Source organism: Vibrio sp. 1249-1 (genome assembly GCF_033340495.1).
The window spans coordinates 20,736-37,985 of sequence record NZ_JAWOWJ010000014.1; the positions used below are offsets into that span (position 1 = coordinate 20,736).

Consider the following 17,250-nt stretch of genomic DNA (forward strand, 5'->3'; position numbering starts at 1 on the left):
CATTACTTCAAGTGTTTTGTAATTTAAATACTAAATTTCATTACATATAACGCTAAGTAATGAATGATTGTCGCTCTGTGCACGAAAAATAACAACGCAACACCGTACTAGACTGAGGTCTAATCAGGTAACGATTAAATACTGACTTAACAGAGATTTAAGCGTTAAAAAGAAAGAGCCACTAGCATATACACTAATGGCTCTTTTTAAGATGACTGGAATCAAATTGCAGTAAATTGCTAGTCGAAGATTTTATCGCCCATTTGATCAATAAACATTTGAGATTTCTTCAACATAAGGTCATTGGCATCTTGCTCTGAGCCAAGCAAATCGGAGCGAATAAACCGATGTGTTTTCACTTCATCATTGTCATGCTTTTCTATTCGACCAGCGATGCGATATTGTCCGCCCTCTGAAAGGCTCTCTGGGTAAATAAGGAAGCCTTTATATTCAACTGGTTCGATATTTTTGGCTTCAACCGTTTTCTCACTACCACCAAACAAACGCGAAAAAAATCCCACGATTCCTCCTTGGGTCAGCTCACTAGTCAACTGAGCGACTCTTACTTAATATTAACGTTAAGGATCGGTTTTTCATACCAATCCAACTCTTTGTCATCATCATAACTAGTATGGGAAAAAATTACAGGCACATCATACTCTCGGTTCTTACGCCTGTCTTCTTTCACCATTTCTGCGGCGTTTTTCACCGCTATATCCGCGCTTTGCTTAAACTGGCTTAATTTTTGTTCAGGAAGTGAAGACAAAAAATCAATATCATGACGGATATAGACAGGCTTGAGCTGGATAAGCGCAAGGCAAGCAATATCGGCTAACTGTTCGTTGTCATACTGTTCTAAAAATTCAGGCAAACTGAGAACCTGGCCTACTAATGTTTCCATGTAGTTGTGCACATCTGAGCTTATCTGCATCTGTAAATCTCCTTTTTCCTATGAAATGAGTATAGCAACGACTTGTTTATAACAACTTATTGATTGCTCTTAATTTAATCAATCTCTCTCTTTTTGCGGTAATGTCTTCCAAAATACTTGGGAAAAGGAACAAATAGACGTATTCTTGCTAGTTCTCAAAGTTCGAAATTCAATAACGGATAAATATCCATATTGATAAAACGATTTACCTAACCAATTATATAGTCAACTATTTTCAGGCAGTTTGTAATAGATGTCCTCATCGTCAATGACTTCATCAGGCTTCAGATTCTTATTCCCTTTTTTGCTACTGGGCATAGTGAGTTCGGGCATGGACAGCATTATTCAGATGACTCAGGCAAACTGGGGCATTGCCGCAAACTTGCCGTACATACTATTATGTTGTGCGCTACTCCTTTGTTATTCATTTAAGCAAGGCAGAGAGTCCATGGTGTGCTTGGCAATGTTGCTAGCCTATTTCGTGATACAGCACCGCCTACAAGTCCCGCTTCAAAGTGGTACCGCTTTACTTGAGCTAACCATTTTAGCCACGTTACTTCCTGTCTCGTTTCTTACGGTATTTTTGTTTAGTAAAGAAGGTTTTGACTCCAGAGCCATGTTGACTTATATCTTGATGTTAGCAATGTTCGTTCTTTGGTCTTATCTAACGCTAGCATATTACGTTGAAGGAGGGTTTGAACAATGGACAAGCGGTATTTTATTTATTGTACCGACCGTCTCTAAACTGCCTTTAATTCTTGTTTTATATTGCGTGGGTATTGTCTGTTTTCTTGGAATCCTTGTTTTAAAGAAGAATGAAATTATTCATGCGATGACCTACTCTGCCATGGTATTGGCGTCTGCGACGTTCATTTTCTTTGATGTGCAGTACATATCAAGCACCATGTTTACGCTAACAGGGCTGCTTATCATTGTTTATGCCGCTTCCGCTAGCCATCAACTGGCTTTCACCGATAGCCTAACGCTGATTCCGAGCAGACGTGCACTTGATCTCGATCTAAAACACATGGGTAAGAAGTTCACGATCGCAATGCTTGATGTTGACCATTTTAAAAAGTTTAACGACACCTACGGTCACGATACTGGTGATGACGTTCTAAAAATGGTCGCTTCGCGCCTCACTAAAACCCCAGGCGGCGCAAAAGTTTATCGATTTGGCGGAGAAGAATTTACCATCGTTTTTAAAGGCAAATACGCTGACGAATGTAAGAACTTTTTGGAAGAAGCTCGCAAATCGATTGCAGAATACGAGATGATATTACGCGATGAAGAATCTCGCCCTGAGAACCATAAACAAGGACAAAAACGTCGTGGTAGCAACAGTTCGAAAAGAAAGTCGGTTTTTGTTACCGCAAGTTTCGGAGTTGCTGATAGCCGGAATGGGCAAGCTCCTCTGGACGTCATTAAATCAGCGGACGAAGCACTTTACAAAGCGAAAAAGGCCGGACGTAACTGCATAAAGCTTCGTTAGACCCTCACCAATCGTGAAAGTTAATAAGCTTGTCTGGGTTTACAACAAAACCGAACTTCCCCATCAGCATAATAACTGCACTCATCGTTGCCACTATCCAGATGTTATCTATCTAATCAAAGGTATAAGGTATACGCCCGATTGCGACATTCCGTTCGCACTGTTTGCCTATCTTACTTTGAGTGAGCTTTAAAAATAACCACCAAAAAAGTGACAACGCAACAAAAAGAGCGGCATTCATAAGGTTTTGTTTTTAAAGAGAATTAACTAAAGTATGTGTGTTTCTTCCCAAAGACTTCGAGGTATATAGCGCTTTATCAACGGTTGCATACAAGTCTGATTGCACTTCTTTCCCTGTCGGTTGAAAAACAAAAACACCCTGTGACACTGTCACTCTATTTGACACACTAGAATACTCATGTGGGTAATCGAGAAAATACATAGCCTCTTGTATACGCTCGGCTTCTCTTTCTGCTGTTTGAGTGTCGGTACACCCTAGCAACACGACAAACTCTTCTCCACCATATCGACCTACATATTCCCCAGAGCGACAAAACGTCGCCTTTAGTTGATTCGCAATCGCTTGCAAGCAACGGTCGCCTTCAATATGACCGTAATTATCATTAAACGGTTTAAAAAAATCGACGTCCAATAGAATCAAAGCCATTGGCATATTGTGACGGCCATGCCATGCAACCATCGATTCCAACTTATGGTCGATATAACGGCGGTTATAGAGTTTGGTTAGGCCATCTTCATTCGCTTGCTGAGTCAAAAGTTGATTAACTTGCTCTAATTGAGCTGTCGCTTGCTTAAGCTCTCGTCTCATATGAGCAATACGCTGCATTGCGATAAGTTTAGAGTTCAGTACCAGTTTATCTACCGGCTTAATTAAATAGTCATCACCGCCCGCGTCTATGGCTTTAGCAATCATTTCTGGCTCTTCGTGACTACTCAAGAAAATAATTGGGATCCAATCCGGAAACGTTTCTCTTATATGAAGAGAGACTTCAAAACCGTTCATATCTGGCATTGATATATCGAGTAACACCAGTTCCGGATCAAAACTCTCGTAGGTATTTAACGCCTCTAGTCCACTACCTACGGCTTTTACAATATGTCCAAGTTGCTTTAGACGAATAGCCAACTGCATCCTGTCTAGCTGAACATCGTCAACCAGAAGGATTCGCATCGATGTCCCTGTCGGTTGCATAACGCGTTCCATTTTTAATTATGTCTTTATTAAACATATACCATACTCATAGAGTTGTTGCATTCGACTAATAATTAAGTGCTATATTTTTGTTTGAATAACACGGAATCCATTGCATAAAGCAGTTAGACTGGACGTTACCCTATCTAATCATGGCCTGTGAGCAGAAGTTCAACAAACTCATTCACTTTGGTCATCTTGCGGACTAATGGGTATAGCTATTTGATGCATTTGGTATTAATATTCCCGCCTTTTTGTAATGAGAGACACACCATGTCAGAAGCAACTAACAGCGAAAGCAAAAAAATCGATCTAGCCAGCATTTCTCCAGAGCTACGTAAAGTTATCGAATTTGACGAAGTTCCAGAGCAAATGTTCGAAATGGTTACCTCTATCCATGAAGTGTCTGAAGAAGCGGTACGTGAATCATGGGACGAAATGCCAGCAAGCGCACAGAACATTCTAGACAACTTTGAACAGTTTCATGCTCTAGTTTCTGTAGGCCAAGCATTCGCTGGTATTAATGTGATGGAAGAGTTTCCTACTCTTAATCTGCCAGAAAACATGACAGATGAAGATAAAGAAGAATACCGTGCTCAACTACTTGATAATGTGCTTCACAACTGTGTGAAAGACATGGTTAAGCAACTTAAGAAAGCACGTCGTGACCCACTTCTTAAGCGTGAATTCAAAGAAGTATTCGCGAAGTAATTCCGACATTCTTCTAGTAACAAAGGCCGCACTTTGCGGCCTTTTTTGATCATGAAGCGTAAATCAGTCTAAACGGTTAATGAGGCGCTAGTGCCATATCTTTTTGTGTCACACTGACACCTTTAATTTGTGCAAAAACACGGCTACCAACTTTTAGGTTGAGATCATCAAGGGCCCACGGTGTGATCGTTGCCCACAAATAACATTTCTCGTCTAGCTTGAGTGATACATTAATACTCTGCTTGTCATCGGCTGCATTAAACACCTCGATGGAATCGACAATAGCAGGCAAAATATTTCGAATCGACGTCGCCTTGGACTGCTCGAGCGTGATAGAAACGTCGTTGGCACGCACTTGCAAGCGTATTGGCGTGTCTGGTGTTCCGTCAATCTTTTGCACCCACAGGAATACATTAGGTGCAAGGCTGATACAAGTCAGTGCATAACGTTCATGATGTTCAGCAATCCGGCCTTCAAATAAGCTGCTTTGCTCTGAGAAAGATTGCCATGGGCGCATAGCATGAGAAGCCCACACTTCCTCAAGCTTACCTGAACTCGAAATTTTACCTTGGTCAATAATTGCAAGGTGCTGAGCAAGCCTTAAAATTTCCTGGAGACTGTGTGTGACATAGATAATAGGAATATTTACCTTCTCCGACAACTCCTCAAGAAAAGGCATTACCTCACGCTTTCTTGGCATATCGAGTGAGGCAAGTGGCTCATCCATCAAAAGCAAATTGGGTTTAGATAGCAATGCGCGCGCAATCGCAACACGTTGCTTTTCACCACCAGAAAGTGATACCGGAAAGCGCTTTAGTAACGGTTTGATAGACAAGAGTTCGGTGACTGCATCAAAATACTCGTCATCTTTTTCTTTAACGCCATATAACAAATTGCCTTGAACCGAATAGTGAGGAAACAAACGTGAATCCTGAAACACATAACCAATACCACGCTTGTGCGTTGGTAGGTTGATTCCCTGTTCACTGTCAAACAAAACATGCTCACCAACCGCAACATACCCTTGCCTTGGAGTGACCAATCCGCTGATGATGTTAATCAACGTCGTTTTACCTGCACCAGATCGTCCAAACAAGGCACTAATTCCGTTACAAGGTAACTTAAGTTTGATGTCGAAGTCAGTCTCACCAAGCATTTGTTTAAATTGGACTTTAATCGTCATTGCTTCGCACCCAATCTGCTTGCCGCTTTACGATTTAGCCATTCAGAGATCATTAATGTAGACAAGGCTAACGCGATAGAAATGATACACAGACGAGCCGCCTGCATTTCTGCACCTGGCGTTTCAATAAAGTTGTACATTGCCAGCGGAATCGTTTGGGTCTCACCCGGAATGTTAGAGACGAAACTGATCGTCGCCCCGAATTCGCCAAGACTACGAGCAAATGACAGCATCGTGCCCGTAATAATTCCGGGAATGGTCAGTGGTAACGTGACGGTGAGAAACACTTTTAAAGGAGAAGCGCCTAACGTAGAGGCTGCGTGCTCCAATTTAGGGTCGACGCTATCTAAGCTTAAGCGTACTGAACGAACCATCAAAGGCAAAGCCACGACAAGACAAGCGACTACTGCCCCTTTCCAATTAAAGCTAAAGACTACCCCTAAGTTTTCATAGAGCCACTTTCCAAGGAACCCTTGTCGTCCTAAAGAAATCAACAACAAATAGCCGATTACCACTGGCGGCAATACCAGTGGTAAATGAATTAAGCTATCGAGAATCGATTTACCAAAGAACGTTTTTCGAGAAAGTAGCCAAGCAAGAAAAACGCCGAGAGGAATCAGCCAAAGTACTGCGTACGCGCCTACTTTGAGGCTTAACATTAAGGCTTGGTATTCCAGTTCTGTCACGCTTCGTTCCTATAATTGAAGGCCGGTTTATTGCTGAAAGCCATATTGAGCAAAAACGCGTGCGGCTTCGTCCGATTTTAGGTACTGGAAGAACTGCTCCGACTCAGTAGAATCATTCACAATTGCAGCCGGGTAAACAATAGCCGCATGCGTATCACTCGCAAATTCGCCGACAATTTTGACTTTATCAGTTAACTGAGCATCGGTTTTGTAGACCACACCTAAAGGCGCTTCTCCACGTTCAACCAACGCCAAAGCTAAGCGCACATTCTTTGCTGGTGCGACGTGAGTTTGAACCGCTTTCCATACACCCAGTGTAGTCAATGACTCTTTCGCGTACATACCAGCAGGTACTGACGTCGGATTGCCTAAAGCAAGACGATTTCCATGCAATGCCTTCTCCCATGCCTTTGCATCAGAAAAGTTAAATGAGGTTAATTCTGAAGACTGGGGAGCAATCAACACTAAGCTATTGCGCACTAGATTTGTGACATTGTCACGAAAAATGACGTCTTTATCGACCAAATAATCCATCCATTTCGTGTTCGCAGAAATGAATACATCCGCTGGTGCGCCATTGATAATTTGTCGAGCGATAGAAGAAGAACCACCATAAACGGGAGTGATAGAAACGTCATACTTTTCTTCAAAGTTTTGCGCGATCTCGTTAATCGCATTCGTCATAGAAGAGGCTGCATACACTTTTAGGTTCGTTGCTGCGTTTGCTGAAAATGAAATGCTTAATACTGCCGCAAGGCAAGCATGCTGTTTCCATGCTTTCATAGAGATACTCCAATACAAGGCAAGCGAAAGAACAGGTTATTTGAATATAAAGTTCAATCAGTTAATGTGCTATTTAAACAAAAAATCAAGGCGCATATGTTGTTCTATCGCATCTGCGATGCGATTAATGCCTTGCTCCTTTAACTCTTCAAAGTCTTGTTGTTTGATTTGGGTGCCGTTTACCCATTCTGATACCAGGCTTAAGACATCTGCCTCGTCAAAGAACCCGTGAAGGTAGGTTCCCATGATTTGGCCACACTCGCTGATCGCCCCCTCCGCTTCACCGGAACTGAATGTAAGAGGTTGCAGGCCCCGTACTTCACTTCGCCCTACGTGGATTTCATAACCTTTTACATTGGCTGTTTTGCCGTTAAGAGAAAGCTGTGCTTGTGTGTTTGTAAGCTGTTTGCTGTTAGTTAGCGTCGTAGTGATATCAAGCAACCCAAGTCCTTCGCTTTGACCTGGTTGGCCTTCGACGCCGTTTGGATCATCAATCAAGTTTCCAAGCATCTGGTAGCCTCCACAGATACCAATCACTTTTCCACCAAGACGAATATGACGCAAGATATCGTTATCCCACCCTTGGCTTCTTAGATACTCCAGATCGTCTCTCACTGATTTGGTCCCAGGCAAAATAACCAGGTCGGCTTTATCTATTTTTTCGCCTTTACCTACATAACGTAGATTGATGTCTGGATTCAATCGCAGCACATCAAAATCAGTATGATTACTAATCCGGGTTAAAACAGGCACAACAACATTCAGTTTTACCTCAGAGTGCAACTCTTGCTGCGCAGTGATCGCGTCTTCTGCTTCTAAATTCAAACCATGGAGAAAAGGAAGTACACCAAGTACAGGTTTACCTGTTTTTTCTTCTAGCCAATCGAGGCCCGATTGCAATAAACGAATATCACCTCGAAAACGGTTGATAACAAATCCTTTTACTCGCGCTTGTTCAGATTCAGAAAGTAGCGCAAGTGTTCCGTACAAATGTGCAAACACTCCACCACGATCAATATCAGCAACAATGATCACTGGTACATCAGCGGCCTCAGCAAAACCCATGTTTGCAATATCGCCTTCTCGTAAATTGATTTCAGCAGGACTCCCCGCGCCCTCGATAATGATCGAATCAAATTCTTGAGTCAGACGAGAGAAGGAATCTAACACCGTGTCCATCGCCACTTTCTTGTAATCATGAAAGCCAGCCGCATCCATATTGGAAATCGCCTTACCCTGCAAAATGATCTGAGCACCTGTATCACTGTTAGGTTTAATCAAAACCGGATTCATATGTACGGTTGGCTCAATATTACACGCCTGTGCCTGAACGGCCTGTGCTCGACCTATTTCACCGCCATCTTTGGTTACCGCACTATTTAGTGCCATGTTTTGTGGCTTAAATGGGGCAACATTTATCCCTTTTCTTGCTAATACACGGCATAAACCTGCCACAAGGACACTTTTTCCGGCATCCGAAGTGGTGCCTTGAACCATTAAAGATGGGATCGCTGATTTCATGAACATTCGTAAGGAATAGAGGAAGATGAACAATCATAACGTCATCGTCCCCACTTACTCAAGCAAATGAATAGAATATGAATGTTGAAATCATCATTGGTTCAAACAAGCCCTGTTTTAATGACCCCATCAAAACAAACCGATGAGGATGTAACATGAAAAAGAATACAATTATCGCAACAATCGCCGCCTTAGCTATTGCTCCTTCTATCGCGTTCGCGAAAGATAACGCTCAAAACCAATCAAACTTGCAGTTTAACGGTCCTGTCACTGTGGAAAAATTGGATGCCTTGCTAAACGACTCCAATATGTTTACTGAAAAAGATGTGGTCGTTGAAGGTAACTTATTGCGTCAAGTTCGCGCGGATAAGTTTGTCTTTAGCGATGGTTCCGGTGAAGTGATGGTCGAACTCGATGACGATATTCAGCTAAATACTCCGATTGATCACACGACTAAAGTCCGTCTGTTTGGCGAATTTGAAGGCGGGAACAAACCAGAGATTGAAGTCGAACAACTCGTAGTCATGTAAAACAAACCCCGATTGCTGTGCATATCAACATGATGTAGTGACGATTACAGCTAAATAGTGACGGCAAGCACTTAAAATGATAGCTTTATCAATCTTGGTCTGCTTTTTGCAGACCATTTTTTTGTTCATTTTAATCATCTTGCCCGGAGACACCATGCTAGGTAAAGCTCTAAAGGTTGCAGCCTTTGGTTTGTGTGCTATTTTGCCACTTTCCGCACATGCAAATAATTTCAACTACAACACGATGGAATTTCGCATGGGCACTAGCCCTGGTACATTTGGTGGCGAGTTCAATACCTACTTTACAGAGAATACCCATTTCATTGCTCGCGCAGACAGTGAGTTTAGCGGAGACTGGGACATTGCTGGTGGTATAGGCTTTAATGGGCCAGCAGGCCAATTTGCAGATATTTATGGCCAAATGTTGGTACACAACATTAAAGAGAACGGCAGTGATAAAGTGGGTGACGAGTGGCGCACGGAAGTGAATATTGGCACTCGTATTTGGTTTATGCAAAATGTTGAGCTACATGGCCGTATCGGCCAAATCATAGATAATGACGATTCGAACACCATTTACAATCTGGGCGCACGATTCCACTCAACTCAACAACTATCGCTTGGTGCAGATTTCAAAAATAATGGTGTCTATGGCCAGCAAATTGTAATGTCTGCTCGTTTTGCATTTTAGTGGATATGACTACCAGGCATCACAAGCAAGCATATGATTCAATAAAAATAGCCTCCGATTTTGGAGGCCATTTTTTGCTAATCAAGAATTATTAGCTTGTAGCAGAAACTAGCTTTAATACATCAGTTTTTAGCGGTTTTTTTAGGTTTATCTTGCACATATTTTTTCGATACATCCACAACGGCAATATCTCTAAAAAAGCTTCGACCAAGCAAAATTGGAAACGTCATATGTCCGCGATCCGCTAACGTAAACTCTGTCTTTTCTTTGTGATCCCCAACGGTAATGTAGGCTTTTACCACCGCTCGTTTATCCACCTCTTCTGACGAAGACTGCTTAACTTTAGCCCAGCGCTCAACGGGTACTTTAAATTCTTTGGTGTCTTTGTCACCTAAATCTATCTTAAATTTAACCCAGTCTTTACCATCACGCTCAAACGGAACAATGTCAGTCGCACTAATTGATGATGTTGTCGCACCTGTATCGACTCTAGCCTTGAAAGTCTGGTCAATTTCAGGAACATAAACCCATTCTTCAGAACCAAGAATTAACATGCCATCGGGTGTTTTTGTGACCTTGACTGGCTTCTTAGGCTTTGGTTCCGGCTTTTTCTCAGGTTTCGCTTCTGGTTTGGGCTCCACCTCTGGCTTTGGATCTACATCAGGTTTCACTTCTGGCTCGACTTTAACGGGCGCTTCGACCTTTGGCGACTCTGGCTCAACAGGTTCCTGCGTCGTTTGAGTTGACGTACAAGCAATTAAACTGCCGCTCATCATAAGCGGCAGAATCAGTTTCCAGTTTTTCATCCACACTCCAATTAAGCTTGAGATACTTTCTTAATTGCGTCCGCTACGTATGGAATATGAGTTTCGGTAAGTCCGGCAATGTTAATTCGACCATCGCCAACACCATAAATGCCATAATCTTCACGCAGTTGCGCCATTTGGTTTCCACTAAAGCCTAGCACAGTAAACATGCCTTTGTGACCCTCAATGAAATCAAATTGATCTGTATTATGGTTGTTTCTCAACTCGTTACACAAACTTTGACGAAGGCTAACCAAACGATGTTGCATTTCACTCAATTCTTGCTTCCAAACGGAAGTGAGATTGTCATCTTGCAGAATGGTCTTGACTAAAGCTGCACCATGGTCGGGTGGCATCGTGTAAGTCGAGCGAGCTAGAGTGAGGAGTTTACCTTTTGCATTGGTTACATCATGCATGTTCTTACCAACCACAATCGCTGCACCAGTTCGTTCACGGTACAGACCAAAGTTCTTCGAACATGAAGTAGTAATCAACATCTCTTCAACGTTATCTGCCATAAAACGAAGACCTTTTGCGTCTTCTTCTAGGCCATCACCGAAGCCTTGGTAAGCAATGTCCACAAATGGGATGAAACCGTTCTTCTGCGACAATTCTGTAATGGCTTGCCAAGCAGAGAAGTCAATATCTGCACCAGTTGGGTTGTGGCAACAACCATGAAGAAGTACCACATCTGAAGGCCCAGCTTTCGCAAGATCATCCATCATTTTTGCGGTGTCTACTTGTTTCGTTTCCGAAGAGAAATAGTGGTAGAACTTAACTTTAAGGCCTGCTGCTTCCATCACTGGCTTGTGGTTTACGTAGCTTGGGTTGGAAATCCAAACCGTCGTATCTGGCTGTGCGATCTTCATTAGATCACCGAGCATACGCAGCGCACCACTTGCACCTGGCGTTTGAATAGCTGCAACACGATCCATTGCAGACGTTCCCGTCAGCAGCAAATCGATCATGCTTTTATTAAATTCTTCGCAACCCGCAAGACCAACATAAGACTTGGTTTTTTGAGTTTCAACAACGACATCCTGCGCCATTTGAATGGCTTTCATAATCGGCGTTTCGCCTGCGCTGTTTTTGTATACGCCAATGCCAAGGTCAACCTTGTTTGGACGTTCATCGTTACGGTATGCAACGGATAGAGATAAAATAGGATCTAATACGGGAGTTGGGAGATTAGAAAACATGAAAGTCATAACCCTTTGAAATTCAAGTACCGAACCTCACGTTAACACCATCGCAAAAAATGACGAAATGATTTTTCACTTATTTCATCAATTAGAGAACAAAATTCTGGATTGCGGTGAGTTTTGTGCGCTCTATCGTTCAGAAAAAGAACGATTCACTCCTCGTCGTACCAATCCACTCTACCGTTTTTTCTAAACTCTCTTGGTGTCATGGTCGACCACGCTTTAAAACGTGTACTAAAGTTAGCGCTGGTCGGATATCCGACTATTTCTCCAATATGCTGAATTGGCCATTCTGTTGAACGAAGTAACCTAGCAGCATATTCCATGCGCATACGCGTTAAATGTGCCATTGGGCTTCGACCAAACTGCTTTTGAGTCAGTCGATGCAAATGAGGCTCCGAACATGGATATAGAGCCGCCACCTGCTCAACGCTCCAATCCTTATGGAGCTGACGTTGGACAAGGTCAAATACACGCCGAAGCCTCAATTGGCTGCGTGATATCGACTCTGAGGGCGGCATGTTTAACATCAGCTCTAACTGAGCCACACTATGCTCACCTACCGCACCACCATAATCGATTGGAAGGTGAATGCTGCGTAGTAGTGTTTGGATACATGCATACATCACTTCAGGTGTAGATGAAAGCTGATAGCGAACATCACATTCTAATATCGGCCACTCTCTATCAGGAGCAAGAAAAAGCCACGCGATCTGCCAAGGTTCTTCTTCTATACCAAAACCGTTTTCAACACCTGCGGGTACTGTAATCAACGAGCCCGGTTCCAAATCGTATCGATAAGTCCCACTCTCTAGCCACCCTTTACCACGCACCGTATAGAGCAGCATGTGTTTCTTTTGGTTTTTACGATAAACAGAGAAGAAGTCACGACAAGTGGCAATGCCGCACTGCACAATGCCTCTCTCCTCAAGTGCTAATACTCGACTGTGATCAATAAACTCTTGATAAGTTTTTTCTGAAATCGCGTAGCGTTCTTGTTTATCTTCCATGATTTATTGGCTCACATGTGCGTTAGTAGAGAGTTTTACAAAGGTTTTGGATTCCTTTGAAAAATACACCGCCAAATCATGAGGATAAACTACTCGCATTAATCTTTAAGGAGAAATGCGATGCTCTTAACACGCGAATACATCGATAAAGCATTTTGGCAAAAGCTGATTACGATTGGCCTACCTGTTTCACTTCAGTCCATGCTTTTTGCTTTGCTCGGCGTCGTGGATATTTTCATGGTAAGCCTACTCGGAGAATCTGCAACGGCAGCAGTTGGAGTTGGAAATCGTATCTTTTTCTTCAACCTAGCGGTTGTCTTTGGCCTGTGCGGTGCAGTTACCGTACTTGCTTCTCAATACTACGGCTCAGGAAACCTAGCCGGAATTCGCAGAACGTTGGCGCAATCTTGGTTTATTTCCATTTTGGTGACGCTGCCGTTTATCGTTCTTTATGCGATTTTTGATGAAGAGATCGTCTCTTTTATGTCTGACGATCCTGAATACGTCACTTATGCACGTGATTATCTTGTGGTTACGGGCTTTAGCCTCATTGCTACGGCGATAGTAGTACCGATTGAAGCGGTATTGCGCTCCGTGGGCCAAACCAAACTGGCAACCAACGTTAGTATCTCCGCCATTGTCGTTAACGTCGCGCTTAATTATGTTTTGATTTTTGGTTTATTTGGTTTCCCTCAATGGGGCGTGTTTGGTGCAGCCGTAGGTAGTTTTGTTTCTCGATTTTTCCAAACCGCCGTCTTGATTTATTTTTTCTACAAACGATATGCTTACCTAATTCCGACTAAGTTCGATTGGGTACAAGGCCGCTTAAAACAGTATCGAAAAAAGTACTTTAAGGTTTCTTTACCCATGTTGGTCCACGATGCGCTTTGGACTGGTGGATTGATCGTTTACAGCATCATCTATGGTCAATTGGGCGTTTCAGAACTGGCGATCATCTCATTCTTATCACCGATTGAAGGGGTACTGATTTCAACCTTTATGGGATTTGCGGTCGCTGCATCCGTTCTTCTTGGGAATGATATTGGTGCAACACATTATGACCGAGTCGAGAAAACGGCGTGGTGGTATGTGTTAACCAGCGCAATCTTAGCCACCTTGCTGTTTTTCCTAGTGTGGTTGAGCTCGCCCATGATTCATCACCTATTGGTACTGAGCCCGTTAACCGATGCAGATATGGCACTTAACGTATGTTTAGTCATGGCGTTAGGTATGATTTTGAGGGTGTTTAACATGGTTGGGATTGGCGGCGTACTAAAGAGTGGCGCTGATATTCGCTATAGCATTTTCATCGACACGTTCGGTCAGTGGGCTATTGGCATCCCCCTTACTTATTACACAGGCATGGTGTTAGGGCTGCCTTTGCATTTTGTCTTGATGTCTCTGCTCGCGGAAGAGTTAGTGAAAGGCGTGCTGACGACTTACCGTATTCAATCTAAACGTTGGATAAATAATATGGTTGAAGATGACCAATCGGTGACAGCGTAACCAAAAAGACATTAACGAACTCACACCAAAAGGGCTCACCCGTTATGCACGCGTGAGCCCTTTTTATGTGCGGAGAATGCTTGATTAGATGTCCGTAAAGCGATGAATGATTTGGTTTGAACTGCCACGCCATTCGAGATTGAGGTCTTTCTTGTCTTGTTCAAACTTACCATCAATCAAAACATCGATGTATTGCACCACTTCCCTTTGCGCGTTATTCAGTTCCGTCAGCGTGTAGCCAGTCCAAACCCAAATGTCTTTACCTGGGCACTCCTCTCTCACCCTTTTCACTATCTTCAAAATATGAGGCACATTAGCAGGGTGAAGCGGATCTCCACCCGACAACGACAAGCCACGGCGTTTGATACGCGTGTCGTTTAAGTCAGCGATGATTTTGTCTTCCGCTTCTTGCGTGAAAAGTACACCAGAATTCAAACGTTGCGTCGACTGGTTATAACACCCACGGCACTGATGCACACAACCCGACACAAACAGCGTGCAGCGCGTACCCGGTCCGTTAACAACGTCAATTGGATAGTATTGGTGGTAATTCATAATGCGTCTCTGTGTTATCGCGAAAGAGAAAATCAACCTGTTTAAAGTTGATTTTCAAAGTGTTAAAACGAGTGGTAGTAAACCTTACAGGTGTTTAACTCGGCGCTTCACTTCTTCTTGCTTACCGAAGTTAAACGGGCGTGCATCTGGGCTGCCTAGGTAGCCACAAACTCGACGTGTTACTGATACTTTAGTTGAGTCATGGTTACCACAGCTTGGGCAAGTGAAGCCTTTACTTGTACAGTCAAACTCGCCGTTGTAGCCACACTCGTAGCACTCATCAATTGGCGTGTTTGTACCGTAGTAAGGCACTCGGGTGTAACTGTAGTCCCATACGTTTTCTAGTGCTTCAACGTTACGTTGCATGTTCGGGAACTCGCCGTAACAGATAAAGCCGCCGCTTGAGATTTCTGGGTAAGGCATCTCAAAGTCGATCTTGTCGTATGGGTTCACCTTCTTCTCAACATCTAGGTGGAAGCTGTTGGTGTAGTAACCTTTGTCTGTTACGCCTTCAATTACGCCGAACTCTTTCGCATCGATGCGGCAGAAACGGCTACATAGGTTTTCACTTGGCGTTGCATATAAGCTGAAGCCATAACCTGTTTCGTCAGCCCATTGATTCACAGCATCTTTTAGATGCTTGATGATCGCGACCGCTTTTTCACGCAAAACAGCGTCATCATAAACGTGCGCTTCTGTACCGAATAGCGCGTTAATTGTCTCGTGTACACCGATGTAACCAAGAGAAATAGACGCACGACCGTTCTTGAAGATATCTGCGATTGAGTCGTCTGCTTTCAAGCGAACACCACATGCGCCTTCCATGTATAGGATTGGGGCCACACGTGCTTTCACGTTTTCAAGGCGAGAGATACGTGTCTCTAGTGCTTTACGAGCAAGACGTAGGCGGTCATTTAGAAGCTCGTAGAATTTCTCTTCGCTTCCGTTTGCACGGATAGCGATACGAGGAAGGTTCAAGCTCACGACGCCAAGGTTGTTACGACCTTCGTGAATCAGCTCACCGTTTTCTTCGTAAGTACCAAGGAAGCTACGGCAACCCATTGGCGTTTTGAATGAACCGGTTACTTCCACTACTTTGTCGTAGTTAAGAATGTCTGGGTACATACGCTTAGACGCACACTCAAGCGCAAGTTGCTTGATGTCGTAGTTTGGATCTTCTGATTTGTGGTTCAAACCATCTTTGATGCCGAATACAAGTTTAGGGAATACCGCTGTTTTACGGTTCTTGCCTAGACCTGCAATACGATTCTTCAGAATCGATTTCTGGATCAGGCGGGATGCCCAGCTTGTACCAAGACCAAAACCGAACGTAACGAATGGGGTTTGACCGTTCGCTGTATGCAGCGTGTTTACTTCGTATTCTAGAGATTGAAATGCGTCGTAACACTCTTTCTCAGTGCGCGCTTTTGCGAACTCTTCTGGCTCAGCAATGTTCCACTCTTTTGCAATCTCTAGGTGTTTCTCGTAGCTTGTGATTACGTACGGTTCTAGAACCTCATCAATACGGTTGATGGTTGTACCGCCGTAAATGTGGCTCGCGACTTGAGCAATGATTTGTGCTGTTACCGCTGTTGCAGTCGAAATTGATTTTGGCGTATCAATCTCAGCGTTACCCATTTTAAAACCATGCGTCAGCATGCCTTTAAGATCGATAAGCATACAGTTAAACATTGGGAAGAACGGTGCGTAGTCTAAATCGTGGTAGTGAATGTCACCCACTTCGTGCGCTTGAACCACATCGCGAGGAAGAATGTGCGTCTTCGCGTAGTGTTTCGCTACGATACCAGCCAACAAGTCACGTTGAGTCGGAATTACTTTGCCGTCTTTGTTCGCGTTCTCGTTGATTAGATCCAGATTACTTTCTTCAATCAAACCTTCGATTTCGCGAGTTAGTGCACTTTGCTTCTCACGAGCGATGTCGCGATCGTGGCGATATTCAATGTAAGAACGCGCTAGGGCTTTGTAAGGACCTTGCATGAGTTCATTTTCGACTAAGTCTTGAATCTCATGGATGTGAACTTCATCGTGTTCTCTTAACTGTAACTCGACAGCAAGAGCCACATTAAGAGCATAAATAGCGACATCTTTATCTTTGTTTTCCGCTGCTGCTTCAACTGCTGCTTGGATACGATCCCTGTTGAACGGAGCTCTTGATCCGTCGCGTTTGATTACGATTGGTTTCACTTTGTTCTCCTTACCCGAGCATACTCACAGAGTTATCCACAAACACACTATATGGGGTTATTTTTTATTCTGGCAACACAATATATTGTGGCGTATTTAACGAGAAGCACCACTCGAAAACATTGATTTTGATCAATAAAGATTGGCTAGCGAACAAGAAGAAATCGATCTTATTGGCGTTGATCTCAGTTGCGAAGAAAACCATGAAAATTGCAAAATTGGTAC

At 43.3% G+C, this 17,250-nt stretch carries 17 protein-coding genes; 5 read left to right on the top strand and 12 right to left on the bottom strand.

The annotated features are described in order from the left end of the window. Positions 1-239 precede the first annotated feature (239 nt). Complete coding sequence (locus tag R7Z50_RS19735) at positions 240-521, bottom strand: HlyU family transcriptional regulator (RefSeq protein ID WP_005376244.1); 282 nt, start codon at positions 519-521, stop codon at positions 240-242. Between the two features lie 41 nt (positions 522-562). Continuing rightward, the gene (locus R7Z50_RS19740) at positions 563-931 is read right to left on the bottom strand and encodes a late competence development ComFB family protein (RefSeq protein WP_005376241.1); all 369 of its coding nucleotides are present in this window, start codon (positions 929-931) and stop codon (positions 563-565) included. A 253-nt stretch (positions 932-1,184) separates the two neighbouring features. Here R7Z50_RS19740 and R7Z50_RS19745 point away from each other — a divergent pair, with 253 nt between their 5' ends. Beyond that, positions 1,185-2,423 carry a GGDEF domain-containing protein gene (locus tag R7Z50_RS19745; RefSeq protein ID WP_206969424.1) on the top strand — a complete coding sequence of 413 codons (1,239 nt, stop codon included), beginning with the start codon at positions 1,185-1,187 and terminating at the stop codon, positions 2,421-2,423. A gap of 253 nt (positions 2,424-2,676) precedes the next feature. Here R7Z50_RS19745 and R7Z50_RS19750 read toward each other — a convergent pair whose 3' ends face one another. Next, positions 2,677-3,636, bottom strand: coding sequence for a diguanylate cyclase (locus tag R7Z50_RS19750; RefSeq protein ID WP_005376234.1), 960 nt, complete (start codon positions 3,634-3,636; stop codon positions 2,677-2,679). A 273-nt stretch (positions 3,637-3,909) separates the two neighbouring features. On the opposite strand from R7Z50_RS19750, the gene R7Z50_RS19755 reads away from it, so the two are divergent. Further along, a complete protein-coding gene (locus R7Z50_RS19755) occupies positions 3,910-4,347 on the top strand; it encodes a DUF3069 domain-containing protein (protein WP_005376232.1) in 438 nt (145 codons plus the stop codon). 76 nt (positions 4,348-4,423) lie between these two features. Here R7Z50_RS19755 and modC read toward each other — a convergent pair whose 3' ends face one another. From modC to R7Z50_RS19775, 4 genes are all read right to left on the bottom strand, one after another. Beyond that, positions 4,424-5,530, bottom strand: coding sequence for a molybdenum ABC transporter ATP-binding protein ModC (modC, locus tag R7Z50_RS19760; protein WP_017634620.1), 1,107 nt, complete (start codon positions 5,528-5,530; stop codon positions 4,424-4,426). Continuing rightward, complete coding sequence (gene modB / locus R7Z50_RS19765) at positions 5,527-6,216, bottom strand: molybdate ABC transporter permease subunit (protein WP_017634621.1); 690 nt, start codon at positions 6,214-6,216, stop codon at positions 5,527-5,529. The genes modC and modB overlap by 4 nt, the downstream gene beginning before the upstream one ends. A gap of 27 nt (positions 6,217-6,243) precedes the next feature. Continuing rightward, positions 6,244-6,999, bottom strand: a complete 756-nt coding sequence (modA, locus tag R7Z50_RS19770; RefSeq protein WP_017634622.1) for a molybdate ABC transporter substrate-binding protein — start codon at positions 6,997-6,999, stop codon at positions 6,244-6,246. Positions 7,000-7,068: 69 nt separating this feature from the next. Further along, positions 7,069-8,520: a cobyric acid synthase gene (locus tag R7Z50_RS19775; RefSeq protein WP_047101159.1), complete on the bottom strand. Its 1,452-nt coding sequence runs from the start codon at positions 8,518-8,520 to the stop codon at positions 7,069-7,071. 155 nt (positions 8,521-8,675) lie between these two features. On the opposite strand from R7Z50_RS19775, the gene R7Z50_RS19780 reads away from it, so the two are divergent. After that, the gene (locus tag R7Z50_RS19780; protein WP_005376220.1) at positions 8,676-9,050 is read left to right on the top strand and encodes a YgiW/YdeI family stress tolerance OB fold protein; all 375 of its coding nucleotides are present in this window, start codon (positions 8,676-8,678) and stop codon (positions 9,048-9,050) included. A 154-nt stretch (positions 9,051-9,204) separates the two neighbouring features. After that, positions 9,205-9,741, top strand: a complete 537-nt coding sequence (locus R7Z50_RS19785; protein WP_017634623.1) for a hypothetical protein — start codon at positions 9,205-9,207, stop codon at positions 9,739-9,741. A gap of 122 nt (positions 9,742-9,863) precedes the next feature. Here R7Z50_RS19785 and R7Z50_RS19790 read toward each other — a convergent pair whose 3' ends face one another. The 3 genes from R7Z50_RS19790 to R7Z50_RS19800 all read right to left on the bottom strand — a co-directional run bounded on the left by R7Z50_RS19790 (position 9,864) and on the right by R7Z50_RS19800 (position 12,759). After that, a complete protein-coding gene (locus R7Z50_RS19790) occupies positions 9,864-10,547 on the bottom strand; it encodes an ATP-dependent zinc protease (protein ID WP_064354793.1) in 684 nt (227 codons plus the stop codon). 11 nt (positions 10,548-10,558) lie between these two features. After that, positions 10,559-11,746: an aromatic amino acid transaminase gene (locus R7Z50_RS19795; protein WP_017634625.1), complete on the bottom strand. Its 1,188-nt coding sequence runs from the start codon at positions 11,744-11,746 to the stop codon at positions 10,559-10,561. A gap of 155 nt (positions 11,747-11,901) precedes the next feature. Continuing rightward, complete coding sequence (locus R7Z50_RS19800; protein WP_005388028.1) at positions 11,902-12,759, bottom strand: AraC family transcriptional regulator; 858 nt, start codon at positions 12,757-12,759, stop codon at positions 11,902-11,904. A gap of 120 nt (positions 12,760-12,879) precedes the next feature. Between R7Z50_RS19800 and R7Z50_RS19805 the strand changes: the two genes are divergently transcribed. Further along, positions 12,880-14,265, top strand: a complete 1,386-nt coding sequence (locus tag R7Z50_RS19805; protein WP_054575442.1) for an MATE family efflux transporter — start codon at positions 12,880-12,882, stop codon at positions 14,263-14,265. An 84-nt stretch (positions 14,266-14,349) separates the two neighbouring features. On the opposite strand, the gene nrdG is transcribed toward R7Z50_RS19805, so the two are convergent. Together nrdG and nrdD are read right to left on the bottom strand one after the other, a co-directional pair. Continuing rightward, complete coding sequence (gene nrdG, locus R7Z50_RS19810) at positions 14,350-14,820, bottom strand: anaerobic ribonucleoside-triphosphate reductase-activating protein (protein ID WP_318149229.1); 471 nt, start codon at positions 14,818-14,820, stop codon at positions 14,350-14,352. Between the two features lie 84 nt (positions 14,821-14,904). Next, positions 14,905-17,025 (bottom strand): anaerobic ribonucleoside-triphosphate reductase, encoded by a 2,121-nt coding sequence (gene nrdD, locus R7Z50_RS19815; protein WP_005388026.1) that lies wholly within the window; start codon positions 17,023-17,025, stop codon positions 14,905-14,907. Positions 17,026-17,250 lie beyond the last annotated feature (225 nt).

Excerpts from the sequence above, each read along its gene's own strand:
- R7Z50_RS19780 (WP_005376220.1), top strand. The coding sequence starts at position 8,676 with ATGAAAAAGAATACAATTATCGCAACAATCGCCGCCTTAGCTATTGCT.
- R7Z50_RS19795 (WP_017634625.1), bottom strand. The coding sequence starts at position 11,746 with ATGTTTTCTAATCTCCCAACTCCCGTATTAGATCCTATTTTATCTCTA.
- R7Z50_RS19800 (WP_005388028.1), bottom strand. The coding sequence starts at position 12,759 with ATGGAAGATAAACAAGAACGCTACGCGATTTCAGAAAAAACTTATCAA.
- modA (WP_017634622.1), bottom strand. The coding sequence starts at position 6,999 with ATGAAAGCATGGAAACAGCATGCTTGCCTTGCGGCAGTATTAAGCATT.
- R7Z50_RS19790 (WP_064354793.1), bottom strand. The coding sequence starts at position 10,547 with ATGAAAAACTGGAAACTGATTCTGCCGCTTATGATGAGCGGCAGTTTA.
- R7Z50_RS19785 (WP_017634623.1), top strand. The coding sequence starts at position 9,205 with ATGCTAGGTAAAGCTCTAAAGGTTGCAGCCTTTGGTTTGTGTGCTATT.
- R7Z50_RS19755 (WP_005376232.1), top strand. The coding sequence starts at position 3,910 with ATGTCAGAAGCAACTAACAGCGAAAGCAAAAAAATCGATCTAGCCAGC.
- R7Z50_RS19740 (WP_005376241.1), bottom strand. The coding sequence starts at position 931 with ATGCAGATAAGCTCAGATGTGCACAACTACATGGAAACATTAGTAGGC.
- R7Z50_RS19775 (WP_047101159.1), bottom strand. The coding sequence starts at position 8,520 with ATGAAATCAGCGATCCCATCTTTAATGGTTCAAGGCACCACTTCGGAT.
- R7Z50_RS19750 (WP_005376234.1), bottom strand. The coding sequence starts at position 3,636 with ATGCAACCGACAGGGACATCGATGCGAATCCTTCTGGTTGACGATGTT.
- modC (WP_017634620.1), bottom strand. The coding sequence starts at position 5,530 with ATGACGATTAAAGTCCAATTTAAACAAATGCTTGGTGAGACTGACTTC.
- R7Z50_RS19805 (WP_054575442.1), top strand. The coding sequence starts at position 12,880 with ATGCTCTTAACACGCGAATACATCGATAAAGCATTTTGGCAAAAGCTG.
- R7Z50_RS19745 (WP_206969424.1), top strand. The coding sequence starts at position 1,185 with ATGTCCTCATCGTCAATGACTTCATCAGGCTTCAGATTCTTATTCCCT.
- nrdG (WP_318149229.1), bottom strand. The coding sequence starts at position 14,820 with ATGAATTACCACCAATACTATCCAATTGACGTTGTTAACGGACCGGGT.